This is a genomic window from Mycobacterium sp. (genome assembly GCF_035570115.1).
In the GTDB taxonomy this organism is placed as follows: domain Bacteria; phylum Actinomycetota; class Actinomycetes; order Mycobacteriales; family Mycobacteriaceae; genus Mycobacterium.
Map to the genome: position 1 here is coordinate 1 of NZ_DATMLH010000280.1, position 18,975 is coordinate 18,975.

26 protein-coding genes and 1 pseudogene are annotated in these 18,975 nt (G+C 66.3%); 18 read left to right on the forward strand and 9 right to left on the reverse strand.

All coding sequences use genetic code 11. The features are described from left to right. Positions 1-373 (forward strand): annotated as a pseudogene (locus VNW74_RS26600) (GABA permease); the annotation flags it as partial. Between the two features lie 152 nt (positions 374-525). Here VNW74_RS26600 and VNW74_RS26605 read toward each other — a convergent pair. Next, on the reverse strand, positions 526-921 hold the full coding sequence (locus VNW74_RS26605) for a nitroreductase family deazaflavin-dependent oxidoreductase (RefSeq protein WP_325682425.1): 396 nt from the start codon (positions 919-921) through the stop codon (positions 526-528). A gap of 22 nt (positions 922-943) precedes the next feature. On the opposite strand from VNW74_RS26605, the gene VNW74_RS26610 reads away from it, so the two are divergent. Further along, positions 944-1,345 (forward strand): nitroreductase/quinone reductase family protein, encoded by a 402-nt coding sequence (locus VNW74_RS26610; protein WP_325682427.1) that lies wholly within the window; start codon positions 944-946, stop codon positions 1,343-1,345. Here the strand turns inward: VNW74_RS26610 and VNW74_RS26615 are convergent. From VNW74_RS26615 to VNW74_RS26630, 4 genes are all read right to left on the reverse strand, one after another. Next, the gene (locus VNW74_RS26615; protein ID WP_325682429.1) at positions 1,326-2,201 is read right to left on the reverse strand and encodes a hypothetical protein; all 876 of its coding nucleotides are present in this window, start codon (positions 2,199-2,201) and stop codon (positions 1,326-1,328) included. The genes VNW74_RS26610 and VNW74_RS26615 overlap by 20 nt on opposite strands. 37 nt (positions 2,202-2,238) lie before the next feature. Further along, positions 2,239-2,655, reverse strand: a complete 417-nt coding sequence (locus VNW74_RS26620) for a hypothetical protein (protein WP_325682432.1) — start codon at positions 2,653-2,655, stop codon at positions 2,239-2,241. 147 nt (positions 2,656-2,802) lie between these two features. Next, the gene (locus tag VNW74_RS26625; protein WP_325682434.1) at positions 2,803-3,885 is read right to left on the reverse strand and encodes a hypothetical protein; all 1,083 of its coding nucleotides are present in this window, start codon (positions 3,883-3,885) and stop codon (positions 2,803-2,805) included. Continuing rightward, positions 3,886-4,173 carry a hypothetical protein gene (locus tag VNW74_RS26630; RefSeq protein ID WP_325682436.1) on the reverse strand — a complete coding sequence of 96 codons (288 nt, stop codon included), beginning with the start codon at positions 4,171-4,173 and terminating at the stop codon, positions 3,886-3,888. 104 nt (positions 4,174-4,277) lie between these two features. Here VNW74_RS26630 and VNW74_RS26635 point away from each other — a divergent pair, with 104 nt between their 5' ends. The 8 genes from VNW74_RS26635 (at position 4,278) to VNW74_RS26670 (ending at position 12,097) form a co-directional block, all read left to right on the forward strand. Further along, complete coding sequence (locus tag VNW74_RS26635; protein WP_325682438.1) at positions 4,278-4,751, forward strand: hypothetical protein; 474 nt, start codon at positions 4,278-4,280, stop codon at positions 4,749-4,751. A 64-nt stretch (positions 4,752-4,815) separates the two neighbouring features. Next, positions 4,816-6,120: a glutamate-1-semialdehyde 2,1-aminomutase gene (hemL, locus tag VNW74_RS26640; RefSeq protein WP_325682440.1), complete on the forward strand. Its 1,305-nt coding sequence runs from the start codon at positions 4,816-4,818 to the stop codon at positions 6,118-6,120. Further along, a complete protein-coding gene (locus VNW74_RS26645; RefSeq protein ID WP_325682442.1) occupies positions 6,120-6,728 on the forward strand; it encodes a histidine phosphatase family protein in 609 nt (202 codons plus the stop codon). The genes hemL and VNW74_RS26645 overlap by 1 nt, the downstream gene beginning before the upstream one ends. A 2-nt stretch (positions 6,729-6,730) precedes the next feature. Then, a complete protein-coding gene (locus tag VNW74_RS26650; RefSeq protein WP_325682444.1) occupies positions 6,731-7,357 on the forward strand; it encodes a TlpA disulfide reductase family protein in 627 nt (208 codons plus the stop codon). Further along, the gene (locus VNW74_RS26655; protein ID WP_325682446.1) at positions 7,354-8,133 is read left to right on the forward strand and encodes a cytochrome c biogenesis CcdA family protein; all 780 of its coding nucleotides are present in this window, start codon (positions 7,354-7,356) and stop codon (positions 8,131-8,133) included. The genes VNW74_RS26650 and VNW74_RS26655 overlap by 4 nt, the downstream gene beginning before the upstream one ends. A gap of 47 nt (positions 8,134-8,180) precedes the next feature. Beyond that, a complete protein-coding gene (locus VNW74_RS26660; RefSeq protein ID WP_325682471.1) occupies positions 8,181-9,737 on the forward strand; it encodes a cytochrome c biogenesis protein ResB in 1,557 nt (518 codons plus the stop codon). Continuing rightward, the gene (gene ccsB / locus VNW74_RS26665; protein WP_325682448.1) at positions 9,734-10,717 is read left to right on the forward strand and encodes a c-type cytochrome biogenesis protein CcsB; all 984 of its coding nucleotides are present in this window, start codon (positions 9,734-9,736) and stop codon (positions 10,715-10,717) included. Before VNW74_RS26660 ends, ccsB begins: the two co-directional genes overlap by 4 nt. 96 nt (positions 10,718-10,813) lie before the next feature. After that, positions 10,814-12,097, forward strand: coding sequence for a MinD/ParA family protein (locus tag VNW74_RS26670; protein ID WP_325682450.1), 1,284 nt, complete (start codon positions 10,814-10,816; stop codon positions 12,095-12,097). Here the strand turns inward: VNW74_RS26670 and VNW74_RS26675 are convergent, their stop codons facing one another. After that, positions 12,098-12,259 carry a hypothetical protein gene (locus VNW74_RS26675; RefSeq protein ID WP_325682452.1) on the reverse strand — a complete coding sequence of 54 codons (162 nt, stop codon included), beginning with the start codon at positions 12,257-12,259 and terminating at the stop codon, positions 12,098-12,100. It abuts the gene before it with no gap. A gap of 47 nt (positions 12,260-12,306) precedes the next feature. On the opposite strand from VNW74_RS26675, the gene VNW74_RS26680 reads away from it, so the two are divergent. From VNW74_RS26680 to VNW74_RS26695, 4 genes are all read left to right on the forward strand, one after another. Further along, positions 12,307-12,636: a DUF4229 domain-containing protein gene (locus VNW74_RS26680; RefSeq protein WP_325682454.1), complete on the forward strand. Its 330-nt coding sequence runs from the start codon at positions 12,307-12,309 to the stop codon at positions 12,634-12,636. Between the two features lie 98 nt (positions 12,637-12,734). Next, a complete protein-coding gene (locus VNW74_RS26685) occupies positions 12,735-12,953 on the forward strand; it encodes a helix-turn-helix domain-containing protein (protein WP_325682472.1) in 219 nt (72 codons plus the stop codon). A gap of 3 nt (positions 12,954-12,956) precedes the next feature. Continuing rightward, positions 12,957-13,526, forward strand: coding sequence for a Clp protease N-terminal domain-containing protein (locus VNW74_RS26690; RefSeq protein ID WP_325682456.1), 570 nt, complete (start codon positions 12,957-12,959; stop codon positions 13,524-13,526). Between the two features lie 69 nt (positions 13,527-13,595). Further along, a complete protein-coding gene (locus VNW74_RS26695) occupies positions 13,596-14,072 on the forward strand; it encodes a DUF4440 domain-containing protein (RefSeq protein WP_325682458.1) in 477 nt (158 codons plus the stop codon). A gap of 19 nt (positions 14,073-14,091) precedes the next feature. Here the strand turns inward: VNW74_RS26695 and VNW74_RS32000 are convergent, their stop codons facing one another. Together VNW74_RS32000 and VNW74_RS26700 are read right to left on the reverse strand one after the other, a co-directional pair. Beyond that, positions 14,092-14,241 carry a methyltransferase domain-containing protein gene (locus VNW74_RS32000; protein ID WP_414686788.1) on the reverse strand — a complete coding sequence of 50 codons (150 nt, stop codon included), beginning with the start codon at positions 14,239-14,241 and terminating at the stop codon, positions 14,092-14,094. 256 nt (positions 14,242-14,497) lie between these two features. Further along, a complete protein-coding gene (locus VNW74_RS26700) occupies positions 14,498-14,803 on the reverse strand; it encodes a DUF1330 domain-containing protein (protein ID WP_325682460.1) in 306 nt (101 codons plus the stop codon). A 142-nt stretch (positions 14,804-14,945) separates the two neighbouring features. Between VNW74_RS26700 and VNW74_RS26705 the strand changes: the two genes are divergently transcribed. After that, positions 14,946-15,629, forward strand: coding sequence for a TetR/AcrR family transcriptional regulator (locus VNW74_RS26705; RefSeq protein WP_325682462.1), 684 nt, complete (start codon positions 14,946-14,948; stop codon positions 15,627-15,629). A 36-nt stretch (positions 15,630-15,665) separates the two neighbouring features. On the opposite strand, the gene VNW74_RS26710 is transcribed toward VNW74_RS26705, so the two are convergent. After that, entirely contained in the window at positions 15,666-16,538 is an 873-nt protein-coding gene (locus VNW74_RS26710) for a 1,4-dihydroxy-2-naphthoate polyprenyltransferase (RefSeq protein WP_325682464.1), read from the reverse strand. A 70-nt stretch (positions 16,539-16,608) separates the two neighbouring features. On the opposite strand from VNW74_RS26710, the gene VNW74_RS26715 reads away from it, so the two are divergent. The 3 genes from VNW74_RS26715 to VNW74_RS26725 are packed head-to-tail and all read left to right on the forward strand — an operon-like array spanning position 16,609 to position 18,910. After that, positions 16,609-17,385, forward strand: a complete 777-nt coding sequence (locus tag VNW74_RS26715; protein WP_325682466.1) for an S-methyl-5'-thioadenosine phosphorylase — start codon at positions 16,609-16,611, stop codon at positions 17,383-17,385. Then, the gene (locus VNW74_RS26720) at positions 17,382-18,425 is read left to right on the forward strand and encodes an NAD-dependent epimerase/dehydratase family protein (RefSeq protein ID WP_325682468.1); all 1,044 of its coding nucleotides are present in this window, start codon (positions 17,382-17,384) and stop codon (positions 18,423-18,425) included. Before VNW74_RS26715 ends, VNW74_RS26720 begins: the two co-directional genes overlap by 4 nt. Positions 18,426-18,463: 38 nt before the next feature. Next, a complete protein-coding gene (locus VNW74_RS26725) occupies positions 18,464-18,910 on the forward strand; it encodes a PaaI family thioesterase (RefSeq protein ID WP_325682470.1) in 447 nt (148 codons plus the stop codon). The last annotated feature ends 65 nt before the right edge of the window (positions 18,911-18,975 follow it).

Consider the following 18,975-nt stretch of genomic DNA (forward strand, 5'->3'; position numbering starts at 1 on the left):
CCTGTGCGTCATCATGTCGGGCATTGCTCCGGGAACGGTGTTTATCTTCCTGCTCAACTCGTCGGGCGCCATCGTGCTATTCGTCTACCTGCTGATTGCGTTGTCGCAGATCGTTTTACGAGTCAAGACGCCGCCGGAAAAATTGCGGGTCCAAATGTGGTTCTTCCCGGTGCTGTCGATCGTGACGCTGGTCGCGATCGTCGCCGTGCTGGTGCAAATGGCGTTCGACCGCGGCGCGCGGGTCCAGTTTTGGCTCGGCCTGCTGTCCTGGGCCGTGGTGGTCGCGCTGTACTTCGTTGGCAAGTGGCGGCGCGGGAGGGCCGCGGCCGAGGGTGAGCCGGCGCCGAACGCGGCGACACGTCGAAAACCTTGACGCCTGACCGCAAGCCCCTTTTCGGCGCCCACCCGAGCTTGCGGTGGGTTGCGATTGTTCAGCGATCCAGGCCATGTTCGTCCCGCGCTCGGCGCAGCCCCCTGCCGGACCGTCCTGCAAGTAACTCTTCGAATGGCCGGATGGCCAGGCGCTTAACCGGTCTTGGTCAGCAGGACCGCCTGCTCGAACGGCAATCTGCCGAAGACCGGCCGCGCCGCGCCGCTGACGTGCGATGCCGCCTCCGCCTTGGTCACGGTCTGCGGGCTGCTGACGCCGAAGGTCTTGCCGTGCCGTCGCATCCGCCCGCCGCCGGCGGCGTTGAGGTTTTTCAACCAGTCGCGGTCCGGACCGTAGAACAACAGGATCGCTACGCCCGGCTTGCCGTCGACGTCGGCATTGAACACCGTCAACGGCGTGCGGTACGGCTTGCCGGAGCGCCGGCCGGCGTGTTCGAGAATGCCGAACGATGGGGCCCAACCGGCCCACGTCCGTTGAATGGGGTTGGTGACGTGTCGATTGAACCGGGCGAGACGTTGCGGTAGTTGCACGCTGCCATCAAACTCTTACCTCATGGCCTACCTCAAGCCTCCATGGTTCACCGTCAAGGTCTTCAACCGGATCGCGATGGCCACCGGTATCAGCAATAGCGAAACCCTCACGATCACCAAGCGGGGCAGCAAGGAGCCGCAACAGATTCCCGTCGTCACCGTGAACGTCGACGGCACCCGGTATCTGGTATCCACTCGCGGCGAGTCGCAGTGGGTCAAAAACGTCCGTGCCGAACCCACCGTCACTCTGACCACGAAAACCGGCGCGGTGACTTACCTCGCGAGCGAAACCCCTACTGCGCAGCGCCAGCCCATCCTGACCGCCTACCAGAAAAAGGCGGGCCGGGCCGTCGACGGATACTTTCGCAAACTGCCCGACCCCGCCGACCATCCGGTGTTCGCGCTCACCGAAGGGAAGGCGTGACCGGCAAAAGCCTTCTTGACAGCCGGGCCAGCCGTGACGGAGCCGGATTCCACGGCTGCTGATCAGTCGCGGGCCAGGCGTAGCACGGCGTTTGGCCGGACAGCAGCTGTCGTAGCCCCGGAGTGCCGAGTTCACTGGCCGACCACGCGTACAGGCGTTCCACCCGGGGGGTGATGACGCCGATATCGAGCAGATGCCCGAGTCCGTGTTCGAGCTGCGCGTAGGGCGCGATGTCGTCGCCGAGGGGATAGCGATCGGGCAGCACTCGCGAAAGCGAGAGGAACATGCCGGTCATGCCCAGCCGTGGATCGCCGAGTAACCGGCCGGCGGGGGCCAGCCAGGCCAGTGCCAGCCGCGGCGCGGCGACCATGGCGTGGGTGTAGAGAACCCGAGCCAGCACCACGTTGATGAAGAAGCGTTCGATCCGGCCTTCGCGCGCCGCCAGGTGCTCGTGTTCGAGATACCCACCGACGACGCTCATGTTGTGCGCCCGATACCAGCGCGCGGCGCTGGGACGTCGAATGAACTCCAGCCAGGCGGCGACCGTCGGCGAGCTCGGCGGCCCGGGATGGTCGAAGGCCAGGGCACGGGCTTCGCCGCCGTCGCAGAGCAGGCGCTCGTTGATAGCGCGCCACCATGGACTTCCCGGTCTTGGCGAGTCGACCGGGTTGAGAAGCCCTCGCCGCAGCTGCCATCGCATGAATGCCGACGCCGCTTGGCGGTAGGGAAGATAGCCGCGGTCGACGTCCGGTGGGACCCGGTATTGGCTGCGCATCAGGGCCAGCCGCCCACCCGGGTCGTCGCGGACGGCTCCGATGCTGGCGAGTGCGACCTCGCGGGCCGATTGCCTGCTCATCAGTTGATTGTTCCAAGCGCGCGGAACGGGTCCGCACCTAATCTTCCGAGGGTGGCACCGGCAAACCGTGCGGATACTTCGCGAACGGACCGCCGCTTACGTATTCATCGACAGAGAGCATCAGCGTTGCGTCCGGGTCATTTAAGTCGTCGAAGTAATTATGAGCCGGCTTTATGATATCGACCAATGGCTCGATCAAATTGAGCATCTCTGCCAGGTGCGCACCATCGAACCGCCACACAACAGTCTGCGATCCCAGTTCGACGTCAGCTGCACCGTCTTGCCGCAGGACGTGATGCTTAATTGGATCGAATTCAAAGCTCGCCGCCCCGTTGTCAAGTGCCGATCGCACCGCGGATTGAAACATTCGCATTCCATCCCGATCCGCACCTACGAGAACCACATCATCACCCCAAAGAAAATCTGGAAAGAAACCTACCCGAAAGATGGCCATTTCCCTCCTTTCCGGGGGTGAAAGATCGCCTGTTCTCGGGAGACCGGCGGCACAGACGTCCCGCTCTGCTGCGGCCATGGTACTGACGAATGCGTCGTGGACGGCGTCACTGAGATCGTTGGTGTCATTGTGGTTGGTCGGTCGGCGTCAGTTTTGTTCAAGGATCAAGGCAAGCCAGGCCAAAATTCCCGCGATACCGGTCAACCCCGTCGCTGTGCCGGCTCTGGCGGCGTCGTCGTGTGAGATCGGTGGCAAGTTAATGATTGGCCCTCCAGGTGGTGGCGTATATATCGGAGTCGGCGCGGCCGGCGGGTCGGGCATGTCCATCGGAGGGAACTGCGGCGCCGGCGAGCCGGGCATTTCTTTGTGGGGCTGACGACCTCCGATAGGAATGTTTTCCCATTCGGGGTTGTTCCGGTCGTGCGGGTTGTAGTCCCAATGGGGATTTCGGTATTCGTCACCCGGAAAATACCGCCACTCGCCCCCGTTTTGGTCCCAGAGACTCCGGCCGCCAAAACGCCGTGCTCTCGATTGACTTGCTGGCCCCGGTGTCAGCTCGCCCGCAACGGGAGGGCGAACACCCTCGGGAGGCAGATCCGGGTGGGGCCGTGGTGGTGGCGGGTCTTGCTTCCAAGTCTTGTTGTCGACGAATTGAATCCCGTTGTTTTGCTGCGCCGATGGCGTGGCCGCGACGCCAGTGGGCTCGTCGAAGCTGAATTCGCCGATGTTGCCGGCGGCGGCCGTGATTTTGGTGGCGACCTCCTGATTGCTAACGACCAGCAGCGCGGCGCGATGCCGGATTTGGGCGGCCAGGGCTTGGGCCTCGGCTTGCCGCGCGGCCCGTGTTGCGGCGCTGCCGCCGATTTGGCGATCGGCGACCGACAGGTCTTCTGTTGGGCTGAAACCGGCTTGCTCCGCGTCGGCAACGGCGTCCAACGCCCACTGTTTGGCACCGTTTTGTTGAGCAAACCCGTAACGGGCAGCGGTCGCCGCCTCCTGAAGCTGCCAGGCAGGGCCGCGGACTTTCACCAGGTCAAGCCCGGCGCGCTCCAACGCGGCTGCACGGCCCTGCCCTTGCCAGTCGGTCGCGGCAAGACGCTGGTAGTTCTGCTCGTATTCGGTCTCCCACCGCTCCGCCTCGGCCTCCCACTCGTCGGCCGCATGACTCAGGTGCTCGGTGTCCCAGTTCCGTATCTGCGACAGGGTCGGCAGCGGGGTGCCCACGTCCATCTACACCGCCTGTGGGCACACCGCGTGGAGCTTGGTCGCTGATTCGGCCTCGTTCTGGAGATAGCGCGCATTCGCTTCAGTGACCCTGACCCCGGTAGCCGCCGCCCGCGCCGAAAGCGCCGCCCGCGTCATTGCCGCACCGGCGTGCACTGCCTGCACCGCTGCCGCGCTGGGCTGAAACGACCGCCCAGCACCGGTTAACGTGCCGCCGGCGAGCATGCCTGCGGACGCCTGGTAGTAGGCGGCCGTGGCCTGAACGTCATCGGCGCTGACTCGCAACTTGCCCACGTCGGCAACCTAACCGAACACAGGCGCCGGGACACTTCACCTTGGTGTGGCCCACTCCAAGCCAAGACGACGCCCGCGTCGAATACTTCAGGAGGAGGAAAACGATGACCCATCCGCCCGTTGACGATCTGCCCGAAGAGGCCACCTCCACGCTGCTCGGCGTCTGTGAGCAGCTGTCGCTGTCGCGGCACGCAGGTTTGGCGCGGTGGGCCGCGTCGGTGTCCGACGCCCTGCTAGTCCGGCTTGCGTCAGTGAAGAGCGGCGCACCCGTCGACGTCATCGACTTTGAACCGTGCGGCCCGCTCGCATGGCTCGACGCCGCCGAACTGAAAGGGCTGCATTCGGTCGTGGTCGCCGGTGCTGAAGCCAGCGACGACGAGTCAGTCGTCGAGTGGTGGATCCGCATGGGCAGGCTCATCGTCGCCGACTTCGACCGCCGCGCATACGAGCAGGCGGCAATCGACGCCAAGGCCGCCGCCATCGAAGCTGAGGAACGGCGGCTTGCGTGCGAGGCGCGGCCAGCGACCGACTTCCGCGGCCTTCCGCCATGGTCGGGGGTCTTGCTGCCGCCCGACTGACGTCGATGCGCAACAACTACACCCTGTAGTGAAGGCACTCCCAGCGGCTGGGACACTTGTGTACGTGTACGGAACAGGCACGGCGATCTCGGCGAAGCTGTTCGATGACGCCTGCGCGGTCATTCCCGGCGGGGTGAACTCACCGGTGCGGGCCTTCAAGGCGGTCGGCGGCACCCCCCGATTCATCACCGAGGCCCACGGCTGCTGGCTCACCGACGCCGACGGCAACCGGTACGTCGACCTGGTCTGCTCGTGGGGGCCGATGATTTTGGGGCACGCCCACCCGTCGGTGGTGGACGCCGTCGCCAAGGCCGCCGCCACCGGGCTGTCGTTCGGAGCGCCGACACCCGCCGAAACCGAACTGGCCACCGAGATCATCGACCGGGTGGCACCGGTGGAGCGGATACGTCTGGTCAACTCCGGCACCGAGGCCACCATGAGCGCGGTGCGACTGGCCCGCGGCTTTACCGGCCGCGCCAAGGTCGTCAAGTTCTCCGGCTGCTACCACGGCCACGTCGACGCCTTGCTCGCCGACGCCGGCTCCGGGGTCGCGACGTTGGGCCTGCCGTCGTCACCCGGCGTCACCGGCGCCACCGCGGCCGACACGATTGTGTTGCCGTACAACGATATTGAGGCAGTGCAGCAGAGTTTCGCCCGATTCGGCGACCAGATCGCGGCGGTGATCACCGAGGCCAGCCCCGGCAACATGGGCGTTGTTCCGCCCGCGCCGGGTTACAACGCGGCGCTGCGCGAGACCACCGCCGCGCACGGCGCGCTGCTCATCGTCGACGAGGTGATGACCGGGTTTCGGGTCAGCCGAAGCGGTTGGTACGGAATCGATCCGGTGAACGCCGACCTGTTCACCTTCGGCAAGGTGATGAGCGGCGGGCTGCCCGCAGCGGCGTTCGGCGGGCGCGTTGAGGTGATGGAACGGCTGGCGCCGTTGGGGCCGGTGTATCAGGCCGGCACGCTGTCCGGCAATCCGGTGGCGATGGCCGCCGGCCTGGCGACGTTGCGGGCCGCCGACGACGCGGTGTATGCGGCGCTGGATGTCAACGCCGACCGGCTAGCCGGCCTGCTATCCGAGGCGCTCACGGATGCTGGTGTGCCGCATCAGATTCCGCGGGCAGGCAATATGCTCAGCGTGTTCTTCGGCGAGGCGCCGGTAACCGATTTCGCGTCGGCGCGGGCCAGCGAGATGTGGCGCTTCCCGTCCTTCTTCCACGCCCTGCTGGACGGCGGTGTCTACCCGCCGTGCAGTGCCTTCGAGGCGTGGTTCGTCTCGGCGGCGCTCGACGACGCTGCCTTCGCCCGAATCGCCGAGGCGCTGCCGGCGGCCGCTGCCGCAGCCAAGGAGAGCAAGCCCTGATGGCCGAAGAGACCCGAATCCACCTGGTGCGCCATGGCGAGGTGTACAACCCCGAGGGTGTGCTGTATGGCAGGCTGCCCGGATTCCGCTTGTCCGACAAGGGAACCCGACAAGCCCGAGCGGTGGCCGATGCGCTGGCCGATCGCGACATCGTCGCGGTCATCGCCTCCCCGCTGCAGCGGGCGCAGGAGACCGCCGCGCCCATCGCCGCCGGTCACGACCTGACGGTGGACACCGACCCCGACCTGATCGAGTCGGCAAACTTCTTCGAAGGCAAGCGGTTAGGCCCCGGTGACGGCGCCTGGCGCGACCCACGGTTCTGGTGGCAGCTGCGCAACCCGTTCACCCCGTCCTGGGGTGAGCCGTATAAGCAGGTCGCGGCGCGCATGACGACCGCGGTCGACAAGGCTCGTGCGCGCGCCGCCGGTCATGAGGCGGTGTGCGTCAGCCACCAGCTGCCGGTGTGGACCGAACGGCTGTACCTGACCGGCAAGCGGCTCTGGCACGATCCACGGCGCCGCCAGTGCGCGGTCGCGTCGGTGACGTCGCTGGTGTACGACGGCGAGCGGCTGGTCGACGTGCTGTACAGCGAGCCGGCGGGCGGCTGACCATGCGGCGGCTGGCGTTCGTCGCGACCGCGGTGGCCGGCCTGCTGGTCGGCTGCTCCAGCGGCGACGACGCGGTCGCTCAGGGCGGCACCTTCGAATTCGTCGCTCCCGGTGGCAAAACTGACATCTACTACGACCCGCCCGGCCACCGCGGCCGGCCCGGACCGGTCGCCGGCTCCGACCTGTTGGACCCGTCGCGCACCCTGTCGGTCGACGATCCCGCCGGCCCCTTCGCCGGCAAGGTCGTCGTGATCAATGTATGGGGCCAGTGGTGCGGGCCATGCCGCGCCGAAGTGGCCCAGCTGCAGCAGGTTTACAACGCGACAGGCGCCGACGGCGTCACGCTGCTGGGCATCGACGTCCGCGACAACAACCGCCAGGCCGCCGTCGACTTCGTCGAAGACCGCAACGTGACGTTCCCGTCGATCTACGACCCGGCGATGCGCACGATGATCGCGTTCGGCGGCAAGTACCCCACCACCGTCATCCCGTCCACACTGGTGCTTGACCGCAGCCACCGGGTCGCGGCGGTCTTCCTGCGTGAGCTGCTCGCCGCGGACCTGCAGCCCGTGGTCCAGCGACTCGCGTCCGAACCCGCCGAGCGGCCGGCACCACCGAGAGCGCAATGACCGGCTTCACCGAAATCGCCGCTGCCGGGCCAATATTGGTGGCGTTGGCGGTGTGCCTGCTGGCCGGGCTGGTGTCGTTCGCGTCGCCGTGCGTGGTGCCGCTGGTCCCGGGCTATCTGTCTTATCTGGCGGCGGTGGTCGGTGTCGACGAGCAGCCGCAGCCCGGTGCACTCAAGGCACCACCCGCGGCGCGGTGGCGGGTCGCCGGATCGGCGGCATTGTTCGTCGCCGGGTTCACCCTGGTGTTCCTGCTGGGCACGGTCGCCGTGCTGGGCATGACCACCACCTTGATCACCGATCAGCTGGTGTTGCAGCGGGTAGGCGGCGCGCTGACCATCGTGATGGGTCTGGCGTTCGTGGGATACGTTCCGGCGCTGCAGCGTTCGGTTCGGTTCGCGCCGCGGCAGTTGTCGACGGTGGCCGGAGCGCCGCTGCTGGGTGCGGTGTTCGCACTGGGTTGGACGCCGTGTCTGGGGCCGACGCTGACCGGGGTGATCACCGTCGCTTCGGCTACCGACGGTGCGAGTGTGGCCCGCGGGATCGTTTTGACGATCGCCTACTGCCTGGGCCTGGGCATCCCGTTCGTGCTGTTGGCCTTTGGCTCGGCGGCAGCCGTCGCCGGCCTCGACTGGCTGCGCCGGCACACCAGAGCGCTACAGATTTTCGGCGGCGTGCTGCTGATCGCGGTCGGCGTCGCGCTGGTCAGCGGCGTGTGGAACGACTTCATATCCTGGCTGCGCGACGCATTCGTATCCGACGTGAGGTTGCCGATTTGACCCGGCTAATTGCCTTGACCCGCAACACCTGGCGCGCGCTGACCTCCATGGGCACCGCGCTGGTGCTGTTGTTCCTGCTGGCTCTCGGCGCGGTGCCCGGCGCGCTGCTACCGCAACGTAGCCTCAACGCCGGCAAGGTCGCCGACTACCTGGCCGCCCACCCGGTGATCGGGCCGTGGCTTGATCGACTGCAGGCGTTCAACGTGTTCGGCAGCTTCTGGTTCACCGCCATCTACACGCTGCTGTTCGTGTCGCTGGTGGGCTGCCTGACGCCGCGGATCGTCGAGCATGCCCGCAGCATGCGAGCCAGGCCGGTGCCGGCTCCGCGCAACCTGGCCCGGTTGCCCAAGCACGCCGTCGCCACGATCGCCGGCGAACCCGACCAGCTGGCGGCGGCGCTGGCCGGCCGGCTGCGGGGCTGGCGCAAGATCACCCGCAGCGCCGGCACTGTTGAGGGCGCCATCGAAATCTCCGCCGAGAAGGGCTATCTCCGCGAATTCGGCAACTTGGTGTTCCATTTCTCGCTGGTGGGTCTGTTGGTGGCGGTCGCCGCCGGCAAGTTGTTCGGCTACGAGGGCAACGTCGTCGTGATCGCCGACGGCGGTCCCGGTTTCTGCTCGGCATCGCCCGCCGCATTCGACTCGTTTCGGGCCGGCAACACTGTCGACGGCACGTCGCTGTACCCGATCTGCTTGCGCGTCAAGGACTTTGACGCGCGCTACCTGGCGTCCGGGCAGGCCACGTCGTTCGCCGCCGACATCGACTACCAGGCCGGGCGCGACCTCGCCAACGACAGTTGGCGACGCTATCGGCTGGAGGTCAACCACCCGCTGCGCGTGGACGGCAACCGGGTGTACTTGCAGGGCCACGGCTATGCGCCGACGTTCACCGTGACCTTCCCCGACGGGCAGGCTCGCACCTCGACGGTGCAGTGGCGACCCGACAACCCGCGAACGCTGTTGTCGTCGGGCGTCGCGCGCATCGACCCGCCGGCCGGGGCGTATCCCGGCGCCGGCGAACGTCGCAAACACCAGATCGCCATCCAGGGTCTGCTCGCGCCGACAGAGCAGCTCGAGGGCACCTTGCTGTCGTCGAGCTTTCCGGCGCTGAATGCCCCGGCGGTCGCCGTCGACATCTATTCCGGTGACACCGGACTGGACACCGGCCGGCCGCAGTCGCTGTACACCCTGGATCCGCGTCTTATCGACCAGCACCGGCTCACCCGGGTCAAACGGATCAACCTGCGGGTCGGCGACAGTGTGCGGCTCGATCGGGGCCCGGCGGCGGGCACCGTCGTGCGTTTCGACGGCGCCGTCCCGTTCGTCAACCTGCAGGTCTCACACGACCCCGGGCAGATCTGGGTCCTGGTGTTCGCCATCACGATGATGGCCGGGTTGGTGGTGTCGCTGCTGGTGCGCCGACGGCGGGTATGGGCCCGGCTCATACCGACCGCGGCCGGTACGGTGAACGTCGAGCTAGGCGGCCTGGCGCGGACGGACAACTCTGGCTGGGGCGATGAATTTGAACGGCTAGCCGGCCGGTTGATCGACGGGTTTGAAGTGCCGGTCAGCGAGCCCGTCGGGACCGGAAGGGGCCTCGAATGAACACCTCGCACGTCGACCTCGGCCTGGCGCGCAATTCCGATTGGGCGTTCACATCCGCGGTGGTGGTGCTGGTCGTCGCCTTGTTGCTGCTGGCCGTCGAACTCGCCTATGCCCGCAGCCGCGCAGGCCTTGCTGCCGAGCGTCTGCTGGTCAGCGCCGGATCGGTGGCCGCCGACAGCGCAACGCCGGGCGTCGTGCTGGACGTCCCACCTCGGCCGTTCGACGAACGCGTCGGGCGGGCCGGGCTGATCCTGGTCTACGCCGGCATCGCCCTGTTGCTGCTGTGCATCGTGCTCCGTGGTCTGGCGACCGTGCGGGTGCCGTGGGGCAACATGTACGAGTTCATCAATCTGACCTGCTTCTGCGGCCTGGTCGCGGGCGCGATTGTGTTGCGCCGACCGCAGTACCGTCCGCTGTGGGTTTTTCTGCTGCTGCCGGTGCTGATTTTGCTGACGGTGTCAGGGCGCTGGCTCTACACCAACGCCGCACCGGTGATGCCGGCGCTGCAGTCGTACTGGCTGCCCATCCATGTGTCGGTGGTGAGCCTGGGTTCGGGGGTGTTCCTCGTTGCGGGCGTGGCCAGCATCCTGTTTTTGCTGCGAACTTCGCGGCTGGGCGAGCCGGATACGCCGGGTGCGTTTGCCCGGATGGTGCAGCGGTTGCCGGACGCGCAGACGCTGGACCGAATCGCGTACCGGACCACGATCTTTGCGTTCCCGGTGTTCGGTTTCGGTGTGATATTCGGCGCGATCTGGGCCGAGCAGGCCTGGGGCCGGTATTGGGGCTGGGATCCCAAGGAGACGGTGGCGTTCATTGCATGGGTGGTCTACGCCGCCTACCTGCATGCTCGGTCGACGGCGGGTTGGCGGGACAGGAAAGCGGCCTGGATCAACGTGGTCGGTTTCGTGGCCATGGTGTTCAACCTGTTCTTCGTCAACCTGGTGACGGTTGGCCTGCACTCCTATGCTGGGGTGGGTTAGGCCGACATCGGGGGGGCGGATCGGCGCCACGATATGTTCGGTTACAGGACCGTTCGTCAACAAGCGACCCAAGTGTTGCAACAAGGGGAAGTGCACGTGTCTGAGCATCCGACGCAGAATGTCGGGGTATCGCATGGTCACGAAGACCATCCGACCACCCAGCTGCCGCCGCAGCCGCCACCTCCGCCGGCCAGCGAGCCGCCGACCAGGGCGTTTGCCGGGTTCCGCACCGAGCGGCGATTCAGCGAGGCGCAGACGAGGGGCGTGCCGCCCCCCGAGACCCGCATCGAACCACGGGCCTGGGCGGCCACGCCGCACAAAGGACTCCCGAGGGTCGTCGATTCGCCGTCGCAGGGCTACGGCGGCTTCGTCGGTGGACAGCCGCCGGCCGCACAGGCGAACACGGGCTACCGGCAGGCAGTGCACCCGCCGTCGCCGTATCCGGAACTATCCACCAGCACGCTGTTGCGGCAGGTCAAACCGCCGCCGTCGGAGGGCTGGCGTCGGTGGGTGTACCTCTTGTCGGGGCAGCTGATCAACGTGGGCGAAAGCCCACGGATCATGCGCTACAACGACCTGATCGTGCAGGTCAACAGACCGCTGCGGGGTTGCTACCGCATCGCGATGCTCTCGCTGAAGGGCGGCGTCGGCAAAACCACCATCACCGCCACGCTGGGGGCGACCTTCGCGTCGATTCGCGGCGACCGGGTGGTGGCCGTGGACGCCAACCCCGATCGCGGCACGCTGAGCCAAAAGGTGCCGTTGGAGACGCCGGCCACCGTGCGCCACCTGTTGCGCGACGTCGAGGGCATCGAGCGTTACAGCGATGTTCGCAGCTACACCTCACAGGGCCCGAGCCGGCTGGAAGTGCTGGCCTCGGAAAGCGATCCGGCGATGTCGGATGCGTTCAGCTCCGACGACTACGCGCAGACGCTGGAAATCCTGGAGCGGTTCTACGGACTGGTGCTCACCGACTGCGGGACCGGCCTTCTGCATTCGGCGATGACGTCGGTGCTGGACAAGGCCGACGCCTTGATCGTGGTCAGCTCGGGATCGATCGACGGCGCGCGCAGCGCGTCGGCGACGCTGGACTGGCTCGACGCGCATGGCCACGAGGACCTGGTCCGCAATTCGATCGCAGTCATTAACGCGGTGCGGCCCCGCTCAGGCAAAGTCGACATGCAGAAAGTGGTCGATCACTTCTCGCGGCGCTGCCGCGCGGTGCGCCTGGTGCCGTTCGACCCGCATCTCGAAGAGGGTGCCGAAATCAGCCTGGACCGGCTGAAGCGGGAAACTCGGGAAGCGCTCATCGAGCTGGCAGCCGTTGTCGCCGACGGTTTTCCGAGCGATCAGCGCCGATCCAACGAGCACTTCATCTAGCTAACGCGGATTGTTGTCACCGTGGCCTAGCCGCCACAGGAACTCCGGATCGTCGTCGGGGCCGATGACGCGAGTCTTCTGCCGCTTGACCTGTGAACGGATCGCGCGCCAGCCGACGTAGATCAGCGTCCCCAGAACGAGGACGAGGAGCAGGTACAGCACTCAACACCTCCTTGGTCTGAATATACGCGGCGTCTTAGGCTCGCATGGTGCCAAAGGCTCAGAGCTCAGCGGGTCACGCCGTCGCCAGCGTCCTGCTTTATGTCGCGGCCCGGCTGGTCTTGGTGGCGGTGCTCACCGGGGTGATCTACGGCGCGGGACGGCTGCTTGGCTTGCACGAGTTCCCGGTGGTTATCGCCCTCTTGTTTGCCCTCATCATTGCGATGCCGCTGGGCATCTGGCTGTTCGGTCCGCTACGGCGCCGGGCCACTGCCGGCCTCGAGGTGGCCACCGCGCGCCGGCGCCGCGACCGCGAGCAGCTGCGGGCCAGGCTGCGCGGCGATGCACCGCCCGACGCCGACTCTGACAGCTCCGACTGAAAACGCTTCACGGGCAACGTTTGCGCTCGCCTGTCAACGTTCCTTGACAGCCCGTACGTCGTCAAGTTATGTTGACACTCGTGAGTGAACTGTCCGACCTGCCCGATCGGTTCCAGGGGGCCGCCGCGGACGCAGCAGGCAGCGCCGACCCCGCAGTCGGGTTGCGCGCGGTGAGTGCACTGCAGCGGCTGCAGGAGCGGTTGGAGGCTATCCACGTCGCCAACGCGCGCGACCAGGGCTGGAGCTGGCAGGCGATCGCCACCGCGCTGGGCGTCAGCCGGCAGGCGGTGCACCAGAAATACAACCGGAGGAGATGACCGATGAGACCGTTTCAGCGGTTCGCCCGCAATGCCCGGGTTGCGGTCATGATGGCCCAGGAAGAGGCCCGCGAACTGTGCGACCGCGAAACCGGTTCGCAGCACTTGCTTCTCGGAATCCTGCAGGCGGCAGGCGAGGAGCTCTCGGCGGTGTTGACCGGCTATGGGCTGACCGCTGAGGTTGTGCGGGCGCGGCTTGCCGAAACGTCAACCGGCGACCAGTCGTTCGACGAGGATGCCGATGCGCTGAGAGCGATCGGCATTGATCTGCGGGCCGTTCGCGACAGCGTCGCTCGCACGTTCGGCACCGACGCTTTCGACAACGCCCTGTCCCGGTCCGGGCGACGGCGCCGGCCACGGGGGCATATTTCATTCAGCCACGGGGCCAAAAAGGTGCTCGAACTCGCCCTGCGAGAAGCATTGGCGCACAAAGATAACGAGATCCGCTGCGAGCACCTGCTGCTCGGCATCCTGCGAGGTGGCGACAACGCGGCCGTCGGATTGATCACCGAGCACGTCTACACGGCGCAATTGCGCGCTGCCGTCGTCAAACTGCTGGAGAAGGTCGCGTAGTTCGAGCTTCTATGGGGCCTGTCGCTCTCGCTTGACCTCAAGCTCGGTTGAGGTCCTAGGCTTCGCGTCATGTCAGACCTCGATCGCCCGGCGCTTAATCGATCCGATGTCGACACCGACACCGCCGTCGATGCACTATTGCGCAGCCTGCAGTGCGGATACGACACGGGTCAGGCCGACGTATACGACGCGCTGTTCGCCGCGGACATTCTTTGGGGTACCCCGAAGGGGCAAGTGGTCCGCGGATTCACAGATCTGAATGCGATTCATCGCTTGATGATGGGTGACGCACCGGTCGCCCCGCCATCGCGGTTCGAGACCGTCGAGACCAACAGCCCCGCTCCTGGGGTGGTCGTGGCCCAGATCCGCCGTCGGGCAGACGATGGCGGCTTCAGTGAGATGGCCATGTACGTTCTGGTGGAGACCGACGGTCGCTGGTGGGTTGCCGGCGGCCAGAACACTCCCGTGACGGATGTGCTGCCCGCAGTATCAGGGACCGCGGGGAAGGCAGGCCGCGTCGGACCGGCAGACAGTGAGCAACAGTAAAGCGTCGCATTAGATCTGATCATCCTCGCTTCCCCAAGAACGCATCAGCCACCATTGCCACACCTTGCGGTAGCCGCGACTGGGTCAACGCCACCATCTTTGCGCTTTGATCCACTCCCACCACCACACCTCGCAGGTGGCGAGTCAAAAAGCCGCTGCCGCAAGCCACATCCAAGGTGCGCGCCGGCGGCAGTTGCGAAACGAGATGGACCGCGCGGTCGACTTCGTCGCTCCAGCCAGGGCGATCGCGGTCGGCGTAATTCCCTTAACCGAGGTACCACTCGTCATACTCGTGAGCCCGCTGGTCGTAATAGTCTGCCGTTGCGCTATCGCGGGCAAAAGCCGGTCGCAGCGAAGCCACGCCGCCAGTCTTCGCCGAAGTGACCGTCGAGGCCAGCGAGATCAGCGTCGGCGATTTCTCGCACTCATCCGGGGTAGCCGGAGACGATTACCAGGTTCGACGTGGCGGAGTCGTGGCGCAAACCAACCACCGCCTGGTATTCGTCGGAGTCATACCAGGCCCGCGCGAGCTCCTTGCTGGGAAACTCGATGATCACGGTTCGGGTGAAGGGCCAACTTCCTTCGACCGCTTCCACCTGCTCGTCGATGCCGACCACCTTTGCGCCGAACTTGTCGAAGATCTCTTGGTGGCCGGCAGTTTCGTAGCTGTGGTAGCCATCCCGGTCGTTGATCGCGATTTGCACGATGACGAATGCATTGACTTCGGGCATAGGCAGTCTCCTCGTTGGCTGTGTCAGCTGTATCCGATGCAGACAACGTAAACCATTAATTGAGTTAGTGTCAATGAGTCTTACTCTACGAGTTTCCTTCGTTGAGTTGTCCTCACCGGCCCTCTTGGCGCACGATCTACCAGTGACTGCCAGCAACGCCGAAGTGACTCGAAAGACGCCACGACCTGTAACGCAACGACAGGTGCAGGCCGAACTGACCCGCCGCAAGCTTCTCGAAGCCGCTGTCGAGCACTTCTCCGCCCGTCACTTCGACGACGTCGGGACCATCGAGATCACCGAAACCGCGGGTGTGGCACAGGGTCTGCTGTTCCACTATTTCGAGAACAAGCGCGGCATCTACCTTGCGGCGCTGCGCGACGCGGCCAACAGGCTGAACGCCGCCACCACACCGCCAGCTGTTGATGGCTCTCCCGGGACGCAATTTCGACGAATGTTGCGCGCCCACCTGGAATACCTCAGCGAGCACGACGGCTTGGCGCTGCGATTGGTCCTTGGCGGGAGCGGTGGCGACCCTGAGGCGTGGCAAATCTTCGATCAGTCACGCTGGCACACGATCGAATGGACGGCTCAGCTACTCGAACTCGACCTCGCCCGCCCGGCATTGCGATTGATGCTGCGCTCCTGCGCGGGGGCACTCGATGAGGCCACCACCTACTGGCTGAAGAACGAGCGGCCGTTTGATCCCGACGCAATGGTCGAGGTGGTCGTCGAACTCCTCATCACGTCGTTACATTGCGCCGCCCGACTCGATCCGCAGATCGACGTCGGCACCGCTGTCGCGAAATTAGCCGATCCCACTACATGAGGGCTCTCACGGCCGGCAAGGTCCATGTTTGCCCGCTCAGGCCGACAGCGTCAACGCGCCTGCTACCGCGATCGACCAGACCAGCATCGCCAGGCCGGTGTCGCGCAGAACCGGAATCAGCTCGGCACCCAGGCGACCGGATCGCACCGGCGCCGCGGCCCTCAATGCCAACGGCGTGGCGACCAAACCCAACGCACACCACGGCGTCGCCGCTGTCAGCGCCAGGGTCAACACCGCGGCGATCACCAGCAGCGACTGATAGAGCCTGCGAGTCCCGGTGTCGCCGAGGCGCACCGCCAGCGTGAGCTTGCCGGACTGTGCGTCGGTGGGGATATCCCGCAGGTTGTTGGCCACCAACACCGCTGACGACAGCGCGCCCGTCGTCACCGCCAGTACCAGGCCCACCCAGTCCACCCGCAAGGCCTGGGTGTATTCGGTGCCGAGTACCGCGATCAGCCCGAAGAACACGAATACCGCCACTTCACCAAAACCCGCATAGCCGTACGGTTTTGATCCGCCGGTGTACAACCACGCTCCGGCGATGCAGAACGCGCCGACAGCGATCAGCCACGGCGCGCTAGTAAGAGCCAGCGCCAACCCGGCCGCCGCCGCGACGCTCATGCTGAGCACCGCCACCGTCAGGACCGACCGCGGCGTCGCCAGCCGTGAGCCCACCAGGCGCAACGGACCGGCGCGGTTGTCGTCGGTGCCGCGGATACCGTCGGAGTAGTCATTGGCGAAGTTCACCCCGATGATCAACGCAACCGCGACAGCTAGCGCCAGCAGCGCCTTCCACCAGTTGGCCGCGTGCAGCCAGGCGGCGGCGCCAGTACCCGCGATCACCGGCGCGATTGCGTTCGGTAGCGTCCGCGGTCGCGCGCCCGCGACCCACTGCGCAAAACTGGCCATCCGTCGATCGTTGCATGCGTCGTGCACGAGAATGAGCGGATGCCCGCAGCGATGAGGAGGAGCGGCGTAGATGATCGGAGTGATCGGCGGCAGCGGCTTCTACACGTTCTTCGACCCAGGCGCGCGCACCATCAATCTGGACACCCCATTCGGCGAGCCCAGCGCTCCGGTCACGGTCGGCGCCGTCGGCCAGCATGAGGTCGCGTTCCTGCCTCGCCACGGCCCCAACCACCAGTTCCCGGCGCACAAGGTGCCGTATCGGGCCAACATGTGGGCGCTGCGCGCAATGGGGGTGCGGCAAGTCTTCGCCCCGTGTGCGGTCGGCAGCCTGACGCCTCAACTCGAGCCGGGCGCCATCGTGGTGCCCGATCAGCTGGTGGACCGTACCCGTCGCCGTGCCGACACCTACTTCGACTCCGGTGCGGCGCACGTGTCCTTCGCCGATCCGTACTGCCCGACGTTGCGGTCCGCGGTCACCGGGCTGCCCGGCGTGGTCGACGGCGGCACCATGGTGGTCATCGAGGGTCCGCGATTTTCCACCCGCGCGGAAAGCCAGTGGTTCGCCGCCGCGGGCTTCACCCTGATCAACATGACCGGCTATCCGGAGGCGGTGCTCGCCCGCGAGCTCGAAATATGTTATGCAACAATCGCGTTGGTGACGGACTTGGATGCCGGCATCGACGCCGGCGCCGGAGTAAAGGTTGTCGACGTCATCGCCGAATTCGAGAAGAACATCGAGCCGTTCAAGAAACTCGTGCAGGAGGCCGTCGGCCAGGTCCCCGCCGAACACACCTGCACAGAATGCCTGTCGCACACCGGCATCCAGCTGCCGTTCGACCAGCCGTGAGGGTGCTGCTGACCGGCGCGGCCGGTTTCATCGGCTCGCGAGTCGGCGCCGCGCTGCGGGCCGCAAGTCATGAGGTGGTCGCCGTCGATGCCATGCTGGCCGCCGCGCACGGCAGCGACGCCGAGCCGCCGCGCCATTGTCGACGTGTCGACATCCGCGACGCCGACGCGCTGGCCCCGCTGCTCAAAGGTGTAGACCTGGTCTGCCATCAGGCCGCGGTGGTCGGTGCGGGTGTGAACGCCGCCGACGCTCCGGACTACGGCAGCCACAACGATTTCGGGACCACCGTGCTGCTTGCGCAGATGTTCCACGCCGGCGTAGCGCGTCTGGTGTTGGCATCGTCGATGGTGGTTTACGGGCAGGGCCGCTACCGCTGCGCCGAGCACGGGCCCGTCGCCCCGCTGCCGCGGCGACGGGCCGATCTCGATGCCGGTGTTTTCGATCACCGCTGCCCGGTCGGTGGCGAGCAACTGGCCTGGCAGCTGGTCGACGAGGACGCACCATTGCAGCCGCGCAGCCTCTATGCGGCCAGCAAGACCGCACAGGAGCATTATGCGCTGGCGTGGTCGGAGTCGACCGGCGGATCGGTGGTGGCATTGCGCTACCACAACGTCTACGGCCCCGACATGCCGCGCGACACGCCGTATTCCGGAGTCGCTGCGATCTTTCGATCAGCGCTCGAAAAAGGCCAGCCACCAAACGTTTTCGAGGATGGCGGCCAGATGCGGGACTTCGTTCATGTCGACGACGTGGCGGCGGCCAATGTGGCGGCGGTGGCGGCTGCCCGCGGTGGCTTCACCGCCGCGAACGTCTGCTCCGGGCAGCCGATTTCCATCATGGAGGTGGCGACGATGTTGTGTGAAGCGCGAGGTTCCGCTGTAGGCACTGTGTCGCCGGTCGTCACCGGCCAATATCGCAGCGGCGACGTGCGCCACATCGTCGCCGATCCGGCCCGCGCCGCCGACGTGCTGGGTTTCCGGGCGGTGGTCAAGCCGCGGGAAGGATTGCGCGACTTCGCGTTCGTGCAGCTGCGCGGATAGCATCTGCAGGCCGAGAACTTGCAGGTACTCTTCGCCGCATGAGTCCCGCTTTCGAACCTGGTGATCCCGGCTACGAGCGGCGGGTGCGTGAGACGTTCGCTCGGCAGGGCCTGATGGCTGCCTTCGCCGCCGAGCTTCGAAGTATCAAGCCTGGCGCGGTCGAGATCGAACTGCCGTTCTCGCCGGGACTGAGCCAGCAGGACGACTTCTTCCACGCCGGGGTTGGCATCGCCATCCTGGATAGTGCTTGCGGTTGCGCGGCATTCACGCTCATGGCGCCCCGCATGCGCGTGTTGACCGTGGAGCTCAAGGTCAACTTGCTCGCCCCCGCGGTCGGTGAATTCCTGCAAGCGCGTGGCGAGGTCGTCCGTCCCGGTCGAAATCTCACTGTCTGCCGAGGCGATGCTTACGCCGTCTCCGGAGGCGGTTCGAAGCATGTGGCGACCATCCTCGCCACCATGACCGCCATCGCCGAAGCCAATTGATGGCCGACGGTCTGGTGACGGTGGTGTTGCCGTGCCTGAACGAGGCCGAGTCGCTGCCGGTTGTG

What these genes read in the sequence shown, in the direction of transcription:
- VNW74_RS26650 (WP_325682444.1), top strand. Translation starts at nt 6,731, where the DNA reads ATGCGGCGGCTGGCGTTCGTCGCGACCGCGGTGGCCGGCCTGCTGGTC.
- VNW74_RS26610 (WP_325682427.1), top strand. Translation starts at nt 944, where the DNA reads ATGGCCTACCTCAAGCCTCCATGGTTCACCGTCAAGGTCTTCAACCGG.
- VNW74_RS26625 (WP_325682434.1), bottom strand. Translation starts at nt 3,885, where the DNA reads ATGGACGTGGGCACCCCGCTGCCGACCCTGTCGCAGATACGGAACTGG.
- VNW74_RS26710 (WP_325682464.1), bottom strand. Translation starts at nt 16,538, where the DNA reads ATGGCCAGTTTTGCGCAGTGGGTCGCGGGCGCGCGACCGCGGACGCTA.
- VNW74_RS26725 (WP_325682470.1), top strand. Translation starts at nt 18,464, where the DNA reads ATGAGTCCCGCTTTCGAACCTGGTGATCCCGGCTACGAGCGGCGGGTG.
- VNW74_RS26620 (WP_325682432.1), bottom strand. Translation starts at nt 2,655, where the DNA reads ATGGCCATCTTTCGGGTAGGTTTCTTTCCAGATTTTCTTTGGGGTGAT.
- VNW74_RS26690 (WP_325682456.1), top strand. Translation starts at nt 12,957, where the DNA reads ATGAGACCGTTTCAGCGGTTCGCCCGCAATGCCCGGGTTGCGGTCATG.
- VNW74_RS26695 (WP_325682458.1), top strand. Translation starts at nt 13,596, where the DNA reads ATGTCAGACCTCGATCGCCCGGCGCTTAATCGATCCGATGTCGACACC.
- VNW74_RS26655 (WP_325682446.1), top strand. Translation starts at nt 7,354, where the DNA reads ATGACCGGCTTCACCGAAATCGCCGCTGCCGGGCCAATATTGGTGGCG.
- VNW74_RS26715 (WP_325682466.1), top strand. Translation starts at nt 16,609, where the DNA reads ATGATCGGAGTGATCGGCGGCAGCGGCTTCTACACGTTCTTCGACCCA.
- VNW74_RS26645 (WP_325682442.1), top strand. Translation starts at nt 6,120, where the DNA reads ATGGCCGAAGAGACCCGAATCCACCTGGTGCGCCATGGCGAGGTGTAC.
- ccsB (WP_325682448.1), top strand. Translation starts at nt 9,734, where the DNA reads ATGAACACCTCGCACGTCGACCTCGGCCTGGCGCGCAATTCCGATTGG.
- VNW74_RS26660 (WP_325682471.1), top strand. Translation starts at nt 8,181, where the DNA reads ATGGGCACCGCGCTGGTGCTGTTGTTCCTGCTGGCTCTCGGCGCGGTG.
- VNW74_RS26700 (WP_325682460.1), bottom strand. Translation starts at nt 14,803, where the DNA reads ATGCCCGAAGTCAATGCATTCGTCATCGTGCAAATCGCGATCAACGAC.
- VNW74_RS26615 (WP_325682429.1), bottom strand. Translation starts at nt 2,201, where the DNA reads ATGAGCAGGCAATCGGCCCGCGAGGTCGCACTCGCCAGCATCGGAGCC.
- VNW74_RS26635 (WP_325682438.1), top strand. Translation starts at nt 4,278, where the DNA reads ATGACCCATCCGCCCGTTGACGATCTGCCCGAAGAGGCCACCTCCACG.